Raw genomic sequence first — 14,931 nt, 5'->3', positions numbered from 1 at the left:
TGTTAATTAAAGGGTTGTAAGTCGACGCGCGCCATCATTGCGGCCAACTGGGTACGATCGGTAATACCGACATTGCTCTGACTCACCGCCAGCGCGGCAACTGCCGTTGCCAGGCGCAGCGTATGTTCGCTGGACTCACGCATCAGCAGGCCATAAATCAGGCCGCCAACCATAGAGTCACCGGCGCCAACGGTGCTTACCACTTCAACGGAAGGCGGCTTGGCAATCCACTCTCCGGATGCGTTAACCCACAGAGCGCCTTCTTCGCCAAGGGAGATAACCACGTGGGCAATTCCCTGCTCACGCAGCGCATGAGCGGCTTCAATCACATCTTTCATTTCAGGCAGCTTGCGGCCCGCCCAGATTTCCAGCTCGCGGCGGTTAGGTTTAACCAGCCACGGCGCCGCTTTCAGACCGGCAACCAGCGCTTCGCGGCTGCTGTCAAAAATGATGCACGGGCACTGGCTACGCAGACGGGTCATCCAGTCAGTGAACGCTTCCGGGCTGACGCCAGACGGCAGGCTACCGCTCACGCAAACCATATCGAACTGGCCCAGCCAGCTCAGGGAATCGTTAACAAAACGCTCCCAGTCGCCCGGCGTGACTTCAAAGCCGGAGAAGTTGAAATCGGTGACTTCGCCGTCTTTCTCCGTCAGCTTGACGTTGATACGGGTACGGCCCTGAACAACCTGAAAACGGTTAGCAATGCCCAGCTCGCTGAACAGCTGCTGAAAACCATCCTGATTGTCTTTACCGAGGAAACCGCCAACGGTGACGTCGATACCGAGATCTTTCAGCACTTTTGCAACGTTGATCCCCTTCCCTGCGGCGTGCAAACCGGTGGTGCGAACAAGGTTAACCTCACCGCGTTCAATTTCCGGGGTAAAACCCACCAGGTCGTAGGCCGGGTTTAAAGTAATCGTTGCGACACGTCTGCTCATTTATGCGCCCTCCCCAAGGCCTGCGGCGATCGCTTCGCCAATCGCATCCAGCGCCTGCTGCGCATCTTCACCCTGCGCGGTAAAGCGCAAGCGGTGACCTTTTTTCACGCCCAGCGCCACGACCTTCATCAGGCTGCGGCCGTTGGCCGGCTTGCCCGAACCATCAAGGTTGGTGACGGTAATGTCGCTGGAGAATTGTTTAATAGTATTAACCAGCATCGTGCCGGGACGCGCGTGCAGCCCGTGCTCGTTGCGGATAACGTATTCCGCGCTGAGAACATCTTCCGCAATCGCGTCGTCGCTGGTCAGCAGCGCCAGCAGCGTGGCGCCATCAGCCTTCAGCAAACGGTCAGCTTTTTTGTCGAGCAGCAAATTGCTCAGGCGATTAAGCACGGCGGTCGGCTGGTCATCGGCCATCGCGACGGTGATCAGCAGAGAAACCGGCTGCTCATCGCTGGTAAAGGCGCTGGCCGCGCGGCTGACGGCAACGGCGCTGCGCAGGTTGCCTTCGGTGCTGTCGTTCAGCCAGATGCCCTGACCGAGGTTCAGCGGTTTATCATTAATCGTACGGCTAACAAAGGAAGCATCGACGGCGCCGGCTTCTTTCAGCCGAGCGGCGTTCAGCGCCTGCAGGGTCAGCAGGTCGCTGGCGACAACGTCCAGGGTCAGCGTCTCGTTATCCAGCTTCAGCGCTTCGCTCTGCTTTTCACCCATCAACAGGGCGCGCAGCTCTTCAGCGGTCGTCGCGGACTTAAGTTGTTCAGCAACGGAGTCGTCGCTCAGCACGTGGGTCAGCTGACGCAGCAGCCCCAGGTGTTCATCCGAGCTGGCGGCAATACCGATAGCGACGTAGGCGGTTTGCCCTTCGCCCCAGGTCACGCCCTGCGGAAACTGATACACCTGAACGCCGGTTTTCAGTACCTGATCGCGGGTGTCGGTGGTACCGTGCGGAATCGCAATACCGTTGCCAAGGAAAGTGGAGGTTTGCTGCTCGCGAGCCAGCATCCCGTTGATGTAGCCGTCTGCCACGTTGCCCGCGCTGACCAGCGCGGAGGCAACCTGACGAATAGCCTCTTCTTTATTACCGGCCTGCTGACCGGGATGAATATCCTGCACAGATAACTGGAACATGGTTCTCCTCCCCTGCTGAATTGAATCGTTTCAGCTACTTTGAGAAAAAATGCGTCATCTACCTGCCGGAGAATCTCCCGATGACGCTGAAACGTTTCAAGAAGTCTGTACCTTTATTAGCCGCCAGGCAAGAAAAGTTCGTTTTCTGATAACAGAAGTTAGAGATACAGCACACTTTTGCTGAAGCGGGAGCGTCGAGGCCGGGAAAACTTCAGCTTTCTGCTGAAGTTTGATTTTGAAACGTCTTTTTGATTTATTCGTGCCCTGGTACTGTTCATTTTCTGAGTGACGGCGTAAACTCCGCGACTCCTGAAAACCGATGAACGCCGACATGCAAAACAGTAGCGCCGCCCTGCCACGACGCGGGTTTGATTTCACCTCTTCCGCCTTTCTGATCGTCGCCTTCCTGACGGGTATCGCCGGGGCACTCCAGACGCCAACGCTGAGCCTGTTTCTGACGAACGAGGTTCACGTGCGACCGGCGATGGTCGGCTTCTTTTTTACCGGTAGCGCGGTGATCGGCATTCTGGTGAGCCAGTTCCTCGCCGGGCGTTCGGATCGCAAAGGCGACCGCAAGCGGCTGATCGTCTTCTGCTGCCTGATGGGCGTGCTGGCCTGCGTGCTCTTCGCCTGGAACCGTAACTACTTTATTTTGCTGTTCATCGGGGTATTTCTCAGCAGCTTCGGCTCCACCGCCAACCCGCAGATGTTTGCCCTCGCCCGCGAGCATGCGGACAAAACGGGCCGCGAGGCGGTCATGTTTAGCTCGATTCTGCGCGCTCAGGTATCGCTGGCATGGGTTATCGGACCGCCGCTGGCCTACGCGCTGGCCATGGGTTTTGGCTTTACGGTGATGTATCTCAGCGCGGCAGTTGCCTTTGTGGTCTGCGGCGCGATGGTCTGGTTTTTTCTTCCCAGCATGCGTAAAGAGCCGAAGATCGCTACGGGCCATCTTGAAGCGCCGCGCACCAACCGCCGCGACGCGCTGCTGCTGTTTATCATCTGTACGCTGATGTGGGGAATCAACAGCCTGTACATCATTAATATGCCGCTGTTTATCATCAATGAACTGCATTTACCGGAGAAGCTGGCCGGCGTCATGATGGGCACCGCCGCCGGGCTGGAAATCCCGACCATGCTGATTGCGGGCTACTACGCCAAACGTTTCGGCAAACGTTTCCTGATGCGCATCTCAGCGGTGGCCGGGGTGCTGTTTTACGTTGGCATGCTAACCGTCCATACCCCCGGACTGCTGCTGGCCCTGCAGGCGCTGAACGCCATTTTCATCGGCATTCTCGCCGGTATCGGCATGCTCTATTTTCAGGATCTGATGCCCGGACAGGCGGGTGCGGCCACCACGCTTTATACCAATACCACACGCGTTGGCTGGATTATCGCCGGTTCGCTGGCGGGGGTCGTTGCGGAAGTCTGGAGCTATCACGCCGTCTTCTGGATTGCGCTGGTGATGGGGGTCATTACTCAGGCCTGCCTGTGGCGTATTAAAGACGTTTAAGGGTATCCCGCGCGGGCTTGCACCGTCACGAAGTGCTCAGCTCAAGATGAAGCAGCCAGGTCATGGCGTCTTCGCGATTGGTGGCGCACATTTCCGCTTCCGGCTTCAGGCTGGCGCACACTTTCGGCCTTAACGGCGAGCCAAAAATAGCGCAGAGATTATTTTGCGATAGCTGCACGCAGCGGGTGTTTGCCGGCTTGCCTTGCGGCATGCCCGGGATAGGGCTGGAGATAGAAGGAGCGATACAGCAAGCTCCGCATTCAGGGCGGCATTCCATAATCGACTCTTCCGATAACGCTTTTAGCAGCCCAGCCTAAACGTTTTACCTGAAGATAGCAAAACCGACGAATTCCACTTGCCTGAAAGGCCCGGCGCGAGTAGTTTTACGCGATATTTTCGACCCTTTAAGTGACAGGATTACTGCAATGCCAAGAGCGAATGAAATTAAAAAAGGTATGGTGCTGAATTACAACGGCAAACTGCTGATTGTTAAAAATATTGATATTCAGTCACCCAGCGCCCGCGGCGCAGCGACGCTGTACAAAATGCGTTTCTCCGATGTACGCACCGGCCTGAAAGTGGAAGAACGCTTCAAAGGCGACGACATCGTCGATACCGTCACCCTGACCCGCCGCTTCGTTGACTTCTCCTATATCGATGGCAACGAATACGTCTTTATGGATAAAGAAGATTACACCCCGTATATCTTCACCAAAGAGCAGATCGAAGAAGAGCTGCTGTTTATGCCGGAAGGCGGCATGCCGGATATGCAGGTTCTGACCTGGGACGGCCAGCTGCTGGCCCTGGAACTGCCGCAGACCGTGGATCTCGAAATCGTTGAGACGGCGCCGGGTATCAAAGGCGCATCCGCAAGCGCGCGTAACAAACCGGCGACGCTGAGCACCGGCCTTGTTGTTCAGGTGCCTGAATACCTGAGCGCGGGAGAGCGTATCCGCATCCATATCGAAGAGAGCCGCTACATGGGCCGCGCGGACTAAACTCCGCGTTTGCAATATCCAGGAGGGCAGCCAGCGGCTGTCCTTTTTATTAGCCCCTTATCCGCAATCTCCCCTCCGCCAAAAGCTGTTATACCAAAAATAGCGAAGTTACCGCTAATCTCACCGGCTCTCTCCGCATACTTTGCGGCCTGACCGTTTACCGCGACAGAATTGCATGATCAAGCTCACATTAAGCGGATAAATAAGGCTCACCAATTTAATTTGTTGTCATATATCTTTACACTGGCCATGTTAATTATTGGTTAATCAGGTGTGTTAAGAATGACAACCATTGCGACAGCCACGCTGCCGGAAGGCGTACAGCTTCCTCGATACGATCGCAGTCAGCTGCGTTCGCGTATTGTGCATTTCGGTTTTGGCGCGTTTCATCGCGCGCACCAGGCCCTTCTCACCGATCGGGTGCTCAACGCCAGCGGCGGAGACTGGGGGATTTGTGAGATTAGCCTGTTCAGCGGCGATCGGCTGATGAGCCAGCTTCGCCAGCAGGACCACCTGTTTACCGTGCTGGAAAAAGGCGCCGAGGGCAATCAGCCGATTATTGTCGGCGCCGTTCATGAGTGTCTGAATGCGAAACTGGATTCGCTGGCCGCCATTATTGAGAAATTTTGCGAACCGCAGGTCGCCATTGTCTCTCTGACCATCACCGAGAAGGGCTACTGCATCGATCCGGCCAGCGGCCAGCTGGATATGACGCAGCCGCGCATTATTCACGATCTGCAAAATCCGACGCTGCCGCAATCGGTTCCCGGCATTCTGGTAGAAGCGCTGGCGCGCCGCCGACAGCGGGGGCTACCGCCGTTTACCGTCCTCTCCTGCGATAATATTCCCGATAATGGACATGTGGTAAAAAACGCCGTGCTGGGAATGGCCGAAAAACGGGACTCCGGGCTGGCGCAGTGGATCGCCGAACACGTCAGCTTTCCCGGTACCATGGTTGACCGCATCGTGCCCGCCGCCACCGATGAGTCGCTGGCAGAAATTAGCGCGACGCTAGGCGTGGAAGACCCCTGCGCAATCAGCTGCGAACCCTTTATCCAGTGGGTTATTGAAGATAACTTTGTTGCCGGTCGCCCGGACTGGGAAACCGCGGGCGTCCAGATGACCGATGACGTTTTACCGTGGGAACAAATGAAGCTACGGATGCTCAACGGTAGCCACTCGTTTCTCGCCTGGCTTGGCTATCTGGCTGGCCATGCGCACATTAGCGACTGCATGCAGGATCCGATTTTCCGCAGCGCCGCCTACCGCCTGATGCTTGACGAACAGGCGCCGACCTTATCCATTCAGGGCGTTGACCTGACGGCGTACGCTGACAGCCTGATCGAGCGCTTCAGCAACCCGGCGCTAAAGCATCGCACCTGGCAAATCGCCATGGACGGTAGCCAGAAGCTGCCGCAACGTATGCTTGAGGGTATTCGCGTCCATCTCGCTCGGGGCAGCCGCTGGCCGCTGCTGGCGCTCGGCGTGGCCGGCTGGATGCGCTACGTCAGCGGTATTGACGATGCCGGAAATGCGATTGATATTCGCGATCCGCTGGCCGATAAGATGCAGAAACGGGTTTCTGCCAGCGATGAACACCAGCGCGTGGCGGCCCTGCTTACGCTTGAAGAGATCTTCGGCCGCGACCTGCCGCAGAACCCGCAGTTTGTCGCTCATATCACCGCCGCATGGCATCAGCTCGCCGCTTTTGGCGCGCGTCAGGCGATTGCCGGCACGCTGAACGCTTAACAATTTCTGCCTTTTAGCGGACAGATCCCCCTTCTGTCCGCGGTAAGACTTCTCTTTTCCCCTTTTTTTCGTCAGGATAGCGTAACTGTTACAACATTACATTTATCCTGGAGAAAAAGTGACCAAAACCAATTTGATCACGGGGTTTCTCGGCAGCGGCAAGACGACGTCGATTCTGCATCTGCTGGCCCATAAGCCCGCGGATGAAAAATGGGCCGTGCTGGTCAACGAGTTTGGTGAAGTGGGCATTGACGGCGCGCTGCTGGCGGAAAGCGGCGCGCTGCTCAAAGAGATCCCCGGCGGCTGCATGTGCTGCGTGAACGGTCTGCCGATGCAGGTCGGGCTCAACACCCTGCTGCGCCAGGGCAAACCCGATCGCCTGCTGATAGAACCCACCGGGCTTGGCCATCCTAAACAGATCCTCGATATGCTGACCGCCGCAATATACGAGCCGTGGATCGACCTGCGCGCCACCTTATGCGTGCTGGATCCGCGCCAGCTGCTGGACGAAAAAATTGTGATCAACGACAACTTTCGCGACCAGCTGGCCGCCGCTGACGTCATTATCAGTAATAAAGCCGACCGCGCAACGGAGGAAAGCCAACGCGCATTCGCCGCCTGGTGGCAGACCTATGCCGGCGATCGGCGGTTCGTCAGCGCCACGCGGGGGAATATCGACCCGGCACTGCTTGATTTGCCGCGCCGCAATCTTGCGCCGCTTCCCGCCAGCCCCGAACACGCGCACGGCCACGGGCAGAAACAGGGCCTTGCGGCACTGAGCCTCCCTGCCCATCAGCGCTGGCGTCGCAGCCTCAATAGCGGCCAGGGCTATCACGCCTGCGGCTGGATTTTTGACGCCGAAACCGTTTTCGACACCGTGGCCCTGCTCGAATGGGCGCGCCTGGCGCCGGTCGGGCGCGTAAAAGGCGTGATGCGCATCGCGGAAGGAGTGGTACGCATCAACCGCCAGCAGCGCGATCTGCATATTGAGACGCAGAACGTTTCCCCTCCCGATAGCCGTATCGAGCTGATTGCCGATACCGAGACGGACTGGAACGCACTGCAGGCCTCCTTGTTGAGGATTCGTTTAAGTTAAGACGGCTATGGTTGCCGTCGTTTACCCAACACACGATAGTTATGATTAAAAATCGAATTCCCCTAATCCTGCTGCTGAACGCGGCGGGTGTTGCGCTTTTTTGTTCATGGTACCTTCCCGTTAACCATGGTTTCTGGAATCCGCTGGACTCAGCGATCTTCTATTTCTTTAACCACCTGGTTGGCGTGAGCACCGCTTACACCTGGCTGCTGGCGATTATCAACAACCGCGCATTTGATGCCTGCTCGCTACTGGCGATGGGCAGCCTGATGCTAAGCTTCTGGTTTAAAGAGCAGAGCGCCGGACGCCGCCGGGTGATTATCATCGGCCTGGCGATGCTGCTGGCCGCCGTCATCATCAATCAGCTTGCCCAGCACCTGATGCCGGTTAAGCGCGCCAGCCCTTCGCTCTCTTTTACCGATATCACCAAAGTGAGCGATGTGATCTCCTTCCCCACTAAAGATGCGTCTAAAGATAGCTTTCCAGGCGATCACGGTATGATGCTGCTGATTTTTGCATCATTTATGTGGCGCTATTTTGGTCGCCGGGCGTTTGCCATCGCGCTGGTCATATTCGTAGTGTTCGCTTTTCCACGCGTAATGATTGGCGCTCACTGGTTTACCGATATTGCCGTCGGCTCATTAACGGCGGTACTCATTGGCGCCCCCTGGGTATTGATGACCCCGCTGAGTGATAATGTCATTGCGTTATTTGAGCGTTATCTTCCGGGTAGAAAAACTAAAATTTAAATCCATCTTTACAATTAATTAATATCATTCATAAGGGATCGTTCTGGGTCCCTTTTTTTGTCCGCGCGTTTTTTCTCATCCGGCATCATCTTCCCGTCATAGTAATCATGTTAGAAATGAGTAAATTGCGTATTTTTTACCCATTGCTGCCGCTATTTTGCCCTTTGCCGATGATTCACTTTTTGTCGCAAAAATACTTATAAGAAAATGCGTAAAACCGCTCGCCATCCCCCGGTTGATCGGGTAACCTCAATCTCGTTTTGCCTCGTCAGCGACATCAATTCAGAGAATGAATAAATTTGTGCGTCAGTCCACAGTTTTATGCTTACGGAATTGTCTCATTGCGACCAGGTAATTAGGCTCTAACACGTTTGGCATTTTTTATAACGACATTGTCGTTAAGGACAACAAGGGATAACACACAGCATGGTCAAATCTCAGCCGATTTTGAGATATATCTTGCGGGTCGCCCCCGCGATTGCAGTTGCGGTTCTGCTTTCCGCGTGTAGTTCAAATAGTACCGCCAGGAATATGCATTCTGAGACGCTTGCTGTGGGTAGTGGCGATTTATCATCACTGCAAGCCTCTCAGGATGAATTTGAAACGATGGTCCGCAACCTGGACGTTAAGTCCCGCTTGATGGATCAATATGCCAGCTGGAAGGGCGTGCGTTACCGCCTCGGCGGCAGCACCCGTAAAGGCATCGATTGTTCCGCCTTTGTGCAACGGACTTTCCGTGAACAGTTTGGCCTGGAACTGCCGCGCTCGACTTCAGAGCAGCAGGATTCCGGAAAATCGATCAGCCGCGCGCAGCTGCGCACCGGTGATTTAGTTCTGTTCCGTGCAGGTTCCACGGGCCGCCATGTAGGGATCTACATCGGCAACAATCAGTTTGTTCATGCTTCCACCAGCAGCGGTGTGACGATTTCAAGCATGGATGAGCCGTACTGGAAAAAGCGCTATAACGAAGCGCGACGCGTTCTGAGCCGTTCGTAATCGTCTTCTGCCGTTGGTTAATCCCTTGGCCAACGAAAGAAATAAAAAAACACTGCCGAGGCGGTGTTTTTTTTTGCTCGCCAGCCAGGAAACTTCGTAAAATAAGCGATGTCTTTAAGCAGGGATAGAAAAAGCGATTTCTATCAGCCCCCTGGCGCAAATCAACAATACGGACTGACTATATAGCCTATGCCTACCCGTCATCTCGCTCCCCGGCGAAAAATCTGGCTGACCAGCATATGTGTTGGAATAGCCGTCGCCCTGCTGGCCGGTAGCATCCAGTTTATGGTGATTTATCACAACCGCGCGGAGCGTTTCGACGCCATTATTCACAACGTTCATACGTATCTGCAGGACTACTTTCACGATTTGAATCAGACGATTCAGGGCATGCAGCCGTTGGTCGATCAACCCTGTGAAAACGTTGCCTCAGGCTTAACCGCCCATGCAGCATTCAGCCCGAACGTCCGCGCCATCCTGCTGGTCAAAAATGGCCTTGCGTTTTGCTCCTCCGCCACAGGCGCTATGAACACGCCCTTAGCCCAGCTCATTCCGCAGCTTAATCTTACTCAAGCGGTCGATATGGCGATTCTGCCCGGGACGCCAATGATGCCGAAAAGCGCCGCGCTGGCGCTGTGGGTCCGCAGCCCACACGGCGGGAAAGACGGTATTTTTGTCTCGATTAATGCCAACCTGACGCCCTATATTCTCTACTCAGCCCGACAGAATGATTTCAGCGGCCTGGCGCTGGCCATTAACGACACCGCCATTTCCACCTTCAGCAACCAACTTATCGACCCGCAGACGCTGCTCTCGCCGCCCATTCGCCAGACGCAAATCGACGGCCTGCCGCTGAAGGTTTATCTCTACGCGAACAGCTGGCTGGCGGAGAATACGCAGTTTGCTCTGCTGCTGGGCGTCGTGTGCGGGCTGCTGGCCGGGCTTTTAAGCTACTACATCCTGACGATTAAATCGGACCCGCGCAAAGAGCTGCTGCTGGCGATCAAAAACGATCAGTTCTATGTGGTTTATCAACCGGTGGTGAGGTCAGAGACGCTGCGCATCAGCGGCGTTGAGGTGCTGATGCGCTGGCGACATCCCGTGGCCGGCGAGATCCCTCCCGATGTGTTTATCAACCTTGCTGAAACCCAGCAGATCATTATTCCGCTCACCCGCCATCTGTTAAAACTGATTGCGCAGGATGCGCCTGTTCTGCAAACGCTCCTGCCCGCAGGGAGCAAGCTGGGAATAAATATCTCCCCCCTTCATCTGCACGCAGGCAGCTTTCAGCAGGACCTTCAGCACTTCGCCGCCGCCATGCCGGCCGACCATTTTAGCGTGGTGCTGGAGATCACCGAGCGCGCGATGATCGATAAGAATCGCTCCTTAGGGAACTTCGACTGGCTGCACGAACAGGGCTTTGAAATTGCGATTGATGATTTTGGTACCGGCCATAGCGCGCTAATCTATCTGGAGCGCTATAACTTTGATTACCTGAAGATAGACCGCGGCTTCGTGCAGGCTATCGGCACTGAGACCGTCACCTCGCCGGTGCTTGATGCCGTTATCACCCTGAGCCGCCGCCTGAAGCTCACCACGGTCGCTGAAGGGGTGGAAACGCAGGAACAAGCGGAATGGCTGCGCGACCACGGGGTAAACTATTTACAGGGCTACTGGTTAAGCCGGCCGCTGACGCTGGACGCGCTGATCGCCGCCCATGATGAACCGGCGAAATATTTCACAAGCCGCTAAGGGTCCTTTATTATTTGCTATCAAAGGTCAGGCCGCTTCAGGTCTGACATTGGAGGGCGTCATCCTGGTTATTTTTGCACGCATCAGCCTGATCCTGCTGACCTTATTTAGCCTGCAGAGCCAGGCGCAAACGATTAAAGAGAGCGACAGGTTCGCTATTATCGGCGAACCGAAATACGCCGCGGGCTTTGACCATTACGATTATGCCAACCCCGCCGCGCCTAAAGGCGGGGCGATTACCCTCGCGGCCATCGGTACTTTTGATAATTTCAACCGCTACGCCATGCGCGGCAACCCCGGTATTCGTACCGAAAGCTTATACGACACGCTGTTCACCACCTCTGATGATGAACCCGGCAGCTACTATCCGCTGATCGCCGAGCATACGCGCTATGCCGATGATTTTTCATGGATGGAGATCGCGCTCAATCCCCGCGCCCGCTATCACGATGGCAGCCCCGTCACCGCCAGCGATGTCGCCTTTACCTTCCAGAAGTTTATGACTGAAGGGGTGCCGCAGTTTCGCCTCTATTATAAAGGCACCACCGTAAAAGCCATCGCTCCGCTCACCGTACGCATTGATTTAGCCAAACCGGGCAAAGAGAACATGCTTAGCCTGATGACGCTACCGGTGATGCCGGAAAAATTCTGGAAAAACCATAAACTCAGCGACCCGCTATCCGCCCCACCGCTGGCCAGCGGCCCGTATCGCATCACCGCCTGGCGCATGGGCCAGTACATTACCTACTCGCGGGTTAAGGACTACTGGGCCGCCGACTTACCGGTCAACCGCGGGCGCTGGAATTTCGATACGCTGCGCTACGACTATTACCTGGACGACAACGTCGCTTTCGAAGCCTTTAAGGCCGGCGCCGTCGACCGTCGCGAAGAGAACGTTGCCAAGAACTGGGCTACCCGCTACGTCGGGCGCAATTTTACCCACGGCTATATCGTTAAAGATGAATACACCAACACCTCGGCGCAGAATACGCAGTGGCTGGCCTTTAACATTCAGCGCCCGGTATTTTCCGACCGCCGGGTACGCGAAGCCATTACCCTCGCCTTTGATTTTGAATGGATGAATAAGGCGCTGTTTTATCACTCCTACAGCCGCGCCAACAGCTTCTTTCAGAATACCGAATACGCGGCGCGCGATTATCCGGATGCCGACGAGCTGGCGCTGTTAACGCCGCTGAAAAAAGAGATCCCGGCCGAAGTTTTCACGCAGATATACCGCCCCCCGGTTTCCAGCGGCGATGGTTTCGAACGCGCAAACTTGCTGAAGGCGGATGCCATCCTTAACCAGGCGGGATGGATAGTGAAAAACCAGCGGCGGGTTAATGCGAAGAGCGGCAAACCGTTACGCTTTGAGCTGCTGCTTCCTTCCGGCAGCAGCGATCGCTGGGTCCTGCCCTTCCAGCACAACCTCCAGCGGCTCGGCATCGTCATGGATATTCGCCAGGTCGACAACTCCCAGTATAGTAACCGCAAGCGCAGCCGGGATTACGACATGATGCCCAACGTCTGGCGCGCCACGCCCTGGCCCGGCACCGACCTGCAAGTCTCCTGGGACTCCGAATATATTAACTCCAGCTATAACGCCTCAGGGGTACAAAGCCCGGCCGTCGACCGGCTCATCGCGCAGATTATTCGCTGGCAGGGTAATAAAGAAAAGCTGCTGCCGCTGGGCCGGGCTCTCGACCGCGTGCTGACCTGGAACTATTACATGCTGCCGATGTGGTATATGGCGCAGGACCGAACCGCATACTGGGACAAATTCTCCTTCCCGCAGACCCGCGCGGTCTACTCCTCCGGTTTCGAAAACTGGTGGTACGACGCAAGCAAAGCGGCCAGACTCCCCGCGGATAGACGCTAAGGAATTAAGATGGGTGCATATCTGCTCCGCCGACTACTGCTCATCATCCCCACCCTGTGGGCGATTATCACCATTAACTTTTTTATTGTGCAGATCGCGCCCGGCGGTCCGGTCGATCAGGCGATCGCGGCGATTGAGTTCGGCGATCGCGGCGGCTTGCCCGGCGCCGGAGATGGCGGCATGGCCGCCAGCCATGCGCGTACCGGGGTCAGCAACATCAGCGATGGGCACTATCGCGGCGGGCGCGGGCTGGACCCGGAGGTGATTGCCGAGATAACCCACCGCTACGGCTTTGATAAGCCGCTGCACGAGCGTTATTTTAAAATGCTCGGTGATTATCTGCGCTTTGATTTTGGCGATAGCCTGTTTCGCAGCTCATCGGTACTGCAGCTGATTAAAGACAGCCTGCCGGTCTCAATCACCCTGGGCCTGTGGAGTACGCTCATCATCTACCTGGTGTCGATTCCGTTGGGGATCCGTAAAGCGGTCAGCAACGGCAGCCATTTTGACGTCTGGAGCAGTACGCTGATTATTATCGGCTATGCCATCCCGGCGTTCCTGTTTGCCATTTTGCTGATCGTTATCTTTGCCGGCGGCAGCTATTTCGATCTCTTTCCGCTGCGCGGGCTGGTGTCAGCCAACTTCGACAGCCTGCCCTGGTACCAAAAAATCCTCGACTATCTCTGGCATATCACCCTACCGGTGCTGGCAACGGTGATCGGCGGTTTTGCCGCCCTCACGATGCTGACCAAAAACAGCTTTCTTGATGAAATCCGCAAGCAGTACGTGGTTACCGCACGCGCCAAGGGCGTCAGCGAAAAGCAGATCCTTTGGGGCCACGTGTTTCGCAACGCGATGCTGCTGGTGATTGCCGGTTTCCCGGCCACCTTTATCAGTATGTTTTTTACCGGCTCGCTGCTGATTGAGGTGATGTTCTCGCTAAACGGACTGGGGCTGCTGGGCTATGAGGCCACCGTATCTCGCGATTACCCGGTCATGTTCGGCACGCTGTATATTTTTACCCTGATTGGCCTGCTGCTGAATATCATCAGCGATATCAGCTATACGCTGGTCGATCCGCGAATCGATTTTGAGGGCCGCTAATGTCATTTTTTAGTCCCGTCAATCAGGCCCGCTGGGCGCGTTTTCGCCACAACCGCCGCGGCTACTGGTCGCTATGGCTCTTTTTAGCGCTTTTCGCCTGTAGCCTGTGCGCAGAGCTTATTGCTAACGATAAGCCGCTGCTGGTCCAGTACCGCGGCAGCTTCTACGTTCCGCTCCTGAAAAACTACAGTGAGACCACCTTCGGCGGCAGCTTTGCCACCGCCGCCGACTATCAGGACCCGTGGCTGCAAAAACGGCTGGCGGATAACGGCTGGGCCCTGTGGGCGCCGGTTCGTTTCGGCGCGACGACCATTAATTTCGCCACCGACGCGCCCTTCCCTTCGCCGCCGTCAGGACAGAACTGGCTGGGCACCGATGCCAACGGCGGGGACGTGCTGGCGCGTATTCTGTACGGCACGCGCATTTCCATTCTCTTTGGACTGCTGCTGACCTTCTTCTCCAGCGTACTGGGGGTGATGGCCGGTGCCGTTCAGGGGTATTACGGCGGGAAGATTGACCTCTGGGGGCAGCGGTTTATCGAAGTCTGGTCGGGAATGCCGACGCTGTTTCTGATTATCCTGCTCTCAAGCGTTGTACAGGCCAACTTCTGGTGGCTGCTGGCCATTACCGTGCTGTTCGGCTGGATGACGCTGGTCGGCGTGGTCCGGGCTGAGTTCCTGCGCACCCGTAACTATGATTATATCCGCGCCGCGCAGGCGCTCGGCGTCAGCGATCGCGCCATTATTCTGCGCCATATGCTGCCTAACGCCATGGTCGCCACCCTGACCTTCCTGCCGTTCATTCTGTGCAGTTCGATAACCACCCTGACCTCGCTCGATTTCCTCGGTTTTGGCCTGCCGCTGGGCTCCCCTTCGCTGGGCGAACTGCTGTTGCAGGGTAAAAACAACCTGCAGGCGCCCTGGCTGGGCATCGCCGCTTTTCTGTCGGTGGCGGTCCTGCTGACGTTATTGATTTTTATTGGTGAAGCGGTTCGCGACGCCTTTGACCCAAGCAAGGCGGTGTAGC

13 protein-coding genes are annotated in these 14,931 nt (G+C 56.2%); 10 read left to right on the top strand and 3 right to left on the bottom strand.

Going from position 1 to position 14,931, the window contains the following annotated elements; genetic code table 11:
* Positions 1–2: 2 nt before the first annotated feature.
* Positions 3–941 (bottom strand): 1-phosphofructokinase, encoded by a 939-nt coding sequence (gene fruK, locus JLG71_RS08435; protein WP_004103928.1) that lies wholly within the window; start codon positions 939–941, stop codon positions 3–5.
* Positions 942–2,072, bottom strand: coding sequence for a fused PTS fructose transporter subunit IIA/HPr protein (gene fruB, locus JLG71_RS08430; RefSeq protein ID WP_004852698.1), 1,131 nt, complete (start codon positions 2,070–2,072; stop codon positions 942–944).
* Between the two features lie 331 nt (positions 2,073–2,403).
* Between fruB and setB the strand changes: the two genes are divergently transcribed.
* A complete protein-coding gene (gene setB, locus JLG71_RS08425; RefSeq protein WP_032721873.1) occupies positions 2,404–3,585 on the top strand; it encodes a sugar efflux transporter SetB in 1,182 nt (393 codons plus the stop codon).
* A gap of 25 nt (positions 3,586–3,610) precedes the next feature.
* Here setB and JLG71_RS08420 read toward each other — a convergent pair whose 3' ends face one another.
* Positions 3,611–3,862, bottom strand: a complete 252-nt coding sequence (locus tag JLG71_RS08420) for a YkgJ family cysteine cluster protein (protein ID WP_014230170.1) — start codon at positions 3,860–3,862, stop codon at positions 3,611–3,613.
* A gap of 148 nt (positions 3,863–4,010) precedes the next feature.
* Between JLG71_RS08420 and yeiP the strand changes: the two genes are divergently transcribed.
* The 9 genes from yeiP (at position 4,011) to JLG71_RS08375 (ending at position 14,930) form a co-directional block, all read left to right on the top strand.
* Positions 4,011–4,583 carry an elongation factor P-like protein YeiP gene (yeiP, locus tag JLG71_RS08415; RefSeq protein ID WP_004122911.1) on the top strand — a complete coding sequence of 191 codons (573 nt, stop codon included), beginning with the start codon at positions 4,011–4,013 and terminating at the stop codon, positions 4,581–4,583.
* Between the two features lie 282 nt (positions 4,584–4,865).
* The gene (locus JLG71_RS08410; protein WP_122116907.1) at positions 4,866–6,332 is read left to right on the top strand and encodes a mannitol dehydrogenase family protein; all 1,467 of its coding nucleotides are present in this window, start codon (positions 4,866–4,868) and stop codon (positions 6,330–6,332) included.
* Between the two features lie 118 nt (positions 6,333–6,450).
* A complete protein-coding gene (locus JLG71_RS08405; RefSeq protein WP_200914089.1) occupies positions 6,451–7,428 on the top strand; it encodes a CobW family GTP-binding protein in 978 nt (325 codons plus the stop codon).
* 35 nt (positions 7,429–7,463) lie between these two features.
* Positions 7,464–8,177 (top strand): phosphatase PAP2 family protein, encoded by a 714-nt coding sequence (locus JLG71_RS08400; RefSeq protein WP_162933708.1) that lies wholly within the window; start codon positions 7,464–7,466, stop codon positions 8,175–8,177.
* A 426-nt stretch (positions 8,178–8,603) separates the two neighbouring features.
* Positions 8,604–9,173 carry a bifunctional murein DD-endopeptidase/murein LD-carboxypeptidase gene (mepS, locus tag JLG71_RS08395; protein ID WP_004122922.1) on the top strand — a complete coding sequence of 190 codons (570 nt, stop codon included), beginning with the start codon at positions 8,604–8,606 and terminating at the stop codon, positions 9,171–9,173.
* A gap of 189 nt (positions 9,174–9,362) precedes the next feature.
* Positions 9,363–10,925, top strand: a complete 1,563-nt coding sequence (locus JLG71_RS08390) for a cyclic di-GMP phosphodiesterase (protein ID WP_200914087.1) — start codon at positions 9,363–9,365, stop codon at positions 10,923–10,925.
* A 70-nt stretch (positions 10,926–10,995) separates the two neighbouring features.
* Positions 10,996–12,801 (top strand): extracellular solute-binding protein, encoded by a 1,806-nt coding sequence (locus tag JLG71_RS08385; RefSeq protein WP_025106741.1) that lies wholly within the window; start codon positions 10,996–10,998, stop codon positions 12,799–12,801.
* Positions 12,802–12,810: 9 nt separating this feature from the next.
* A complete protein-coding gene (locus JLG71_RS08380) occupies positions 12,811–13,905 on the top strand; it encodes a microcin C ABC transporter permease YejB (RefSeq protein ID WP_004122930.1) in 1,095 nt (364 codons plus the stop codon).
* Complete coding sequence (locus JLG71_RS08375; RefSeq protein WP_004852714.1) at positions 13,905–14,930, top strand: ABC transporter permease; 1,026 nt, start codon at positions 13,905–13,907, stop codon at positions 14,928–14,930. The genes JLG71_RS08380 and JLG71_RS08375 overlap by 1 nt, the downstream gene beginning before the upstream one ends.
* The last annotated feature ends 1 nt before the right edge of the window (position 14,931 follow it).

It is taken from the genome of Klebsiella michiganensis (assembly GCF_015139575.1).
Taxonomy (GTDB): Bacteria; Pseudomonadota; Gammaproteobacteria; order Enterobacterales; family Enterobacteriaceae; genus Klebsiella; species Klebsiella michiganensis.
Note: the sequence above shows the minus strand (reverse complement) of the source record. Positions and strands in the feature narration are given on the sequence as shown.

What these genes read in the sequence shown, in the direction of transcription:
- setB (WP_032721873.1), top strand. Translation starts at nt 2,404, where the DNA reads ATGCAAAACAGTAGCGCCGCCCTGCCACGACGCGGGTTTGATTTCACC.
- JLG71_RS08380 (WP_004122930.1), top strand. Translation starts at nt 12,811, where the DNA reads ATGGGTGCATATCTGCTCCGCCGACTACTGCTCATCATCCCCACCCTG.
- JLG71_RS08390 (WP_200914087.1), top strand. Translation starts at nt 9,363, where the DNA reads ATGCCTACCCGTCATCTCGCTCCCCGGCGAAAAATCTGGCTGACCAGC.
- yeiP (WP_004122911.1), top strand. Translation starts at nt 4,011, where the DNA reads ATGCCAAGAGCGAATGAAATTAAAAAAGGTATGGTGCTGAATTACAAC.
- fruB (WP_004852698.1), bottom strand. Translation starts at nt 2,072, where the DNA reads ATGTTCCAGTTATCTGTGCAGGATATTCATCCCGGTCAGCAGGCCGGT.
- JLG71_RS08375 (WP_004852714.1), top strand. Translation starts at nt 13,905, where the DNA reads ATGTCATTTTTTAGTCCCGTCAATCAGGCCCGCTGGGCGCGTTTTCGC.
- JLG71_RS08420 (WP_014230170.1), bottom strand. Translation starts at nt 3,862, where the DNA reads ATGGAATGCCGCCCTGAATGCGGAGCTTGCTGTATCGCTCCTTCTATC.
- JLG71_RS08410 (WP_122116907.1), top strand. Translation starts at nt 4,866, where the DNA reads ATGACAACCATTGCGACAGCCACGCTGCCGGAAGGCGTACAGCTTCCT.
- mepS (WP_004122922.1), top strand. Translation starts at nt 8,604, where the DNA reads ATGGTCAAATCTCAGCCGATTTTGAGATATATCTTGCGGGTCGCCCCC.
- fruK (WP_004103928.1), bottom strand. Translation starts at nt 941, where the DNA reads ATGAGCAGACGTGTCGCAACGATTACTTTAAACCCGGCCTACGACCTG.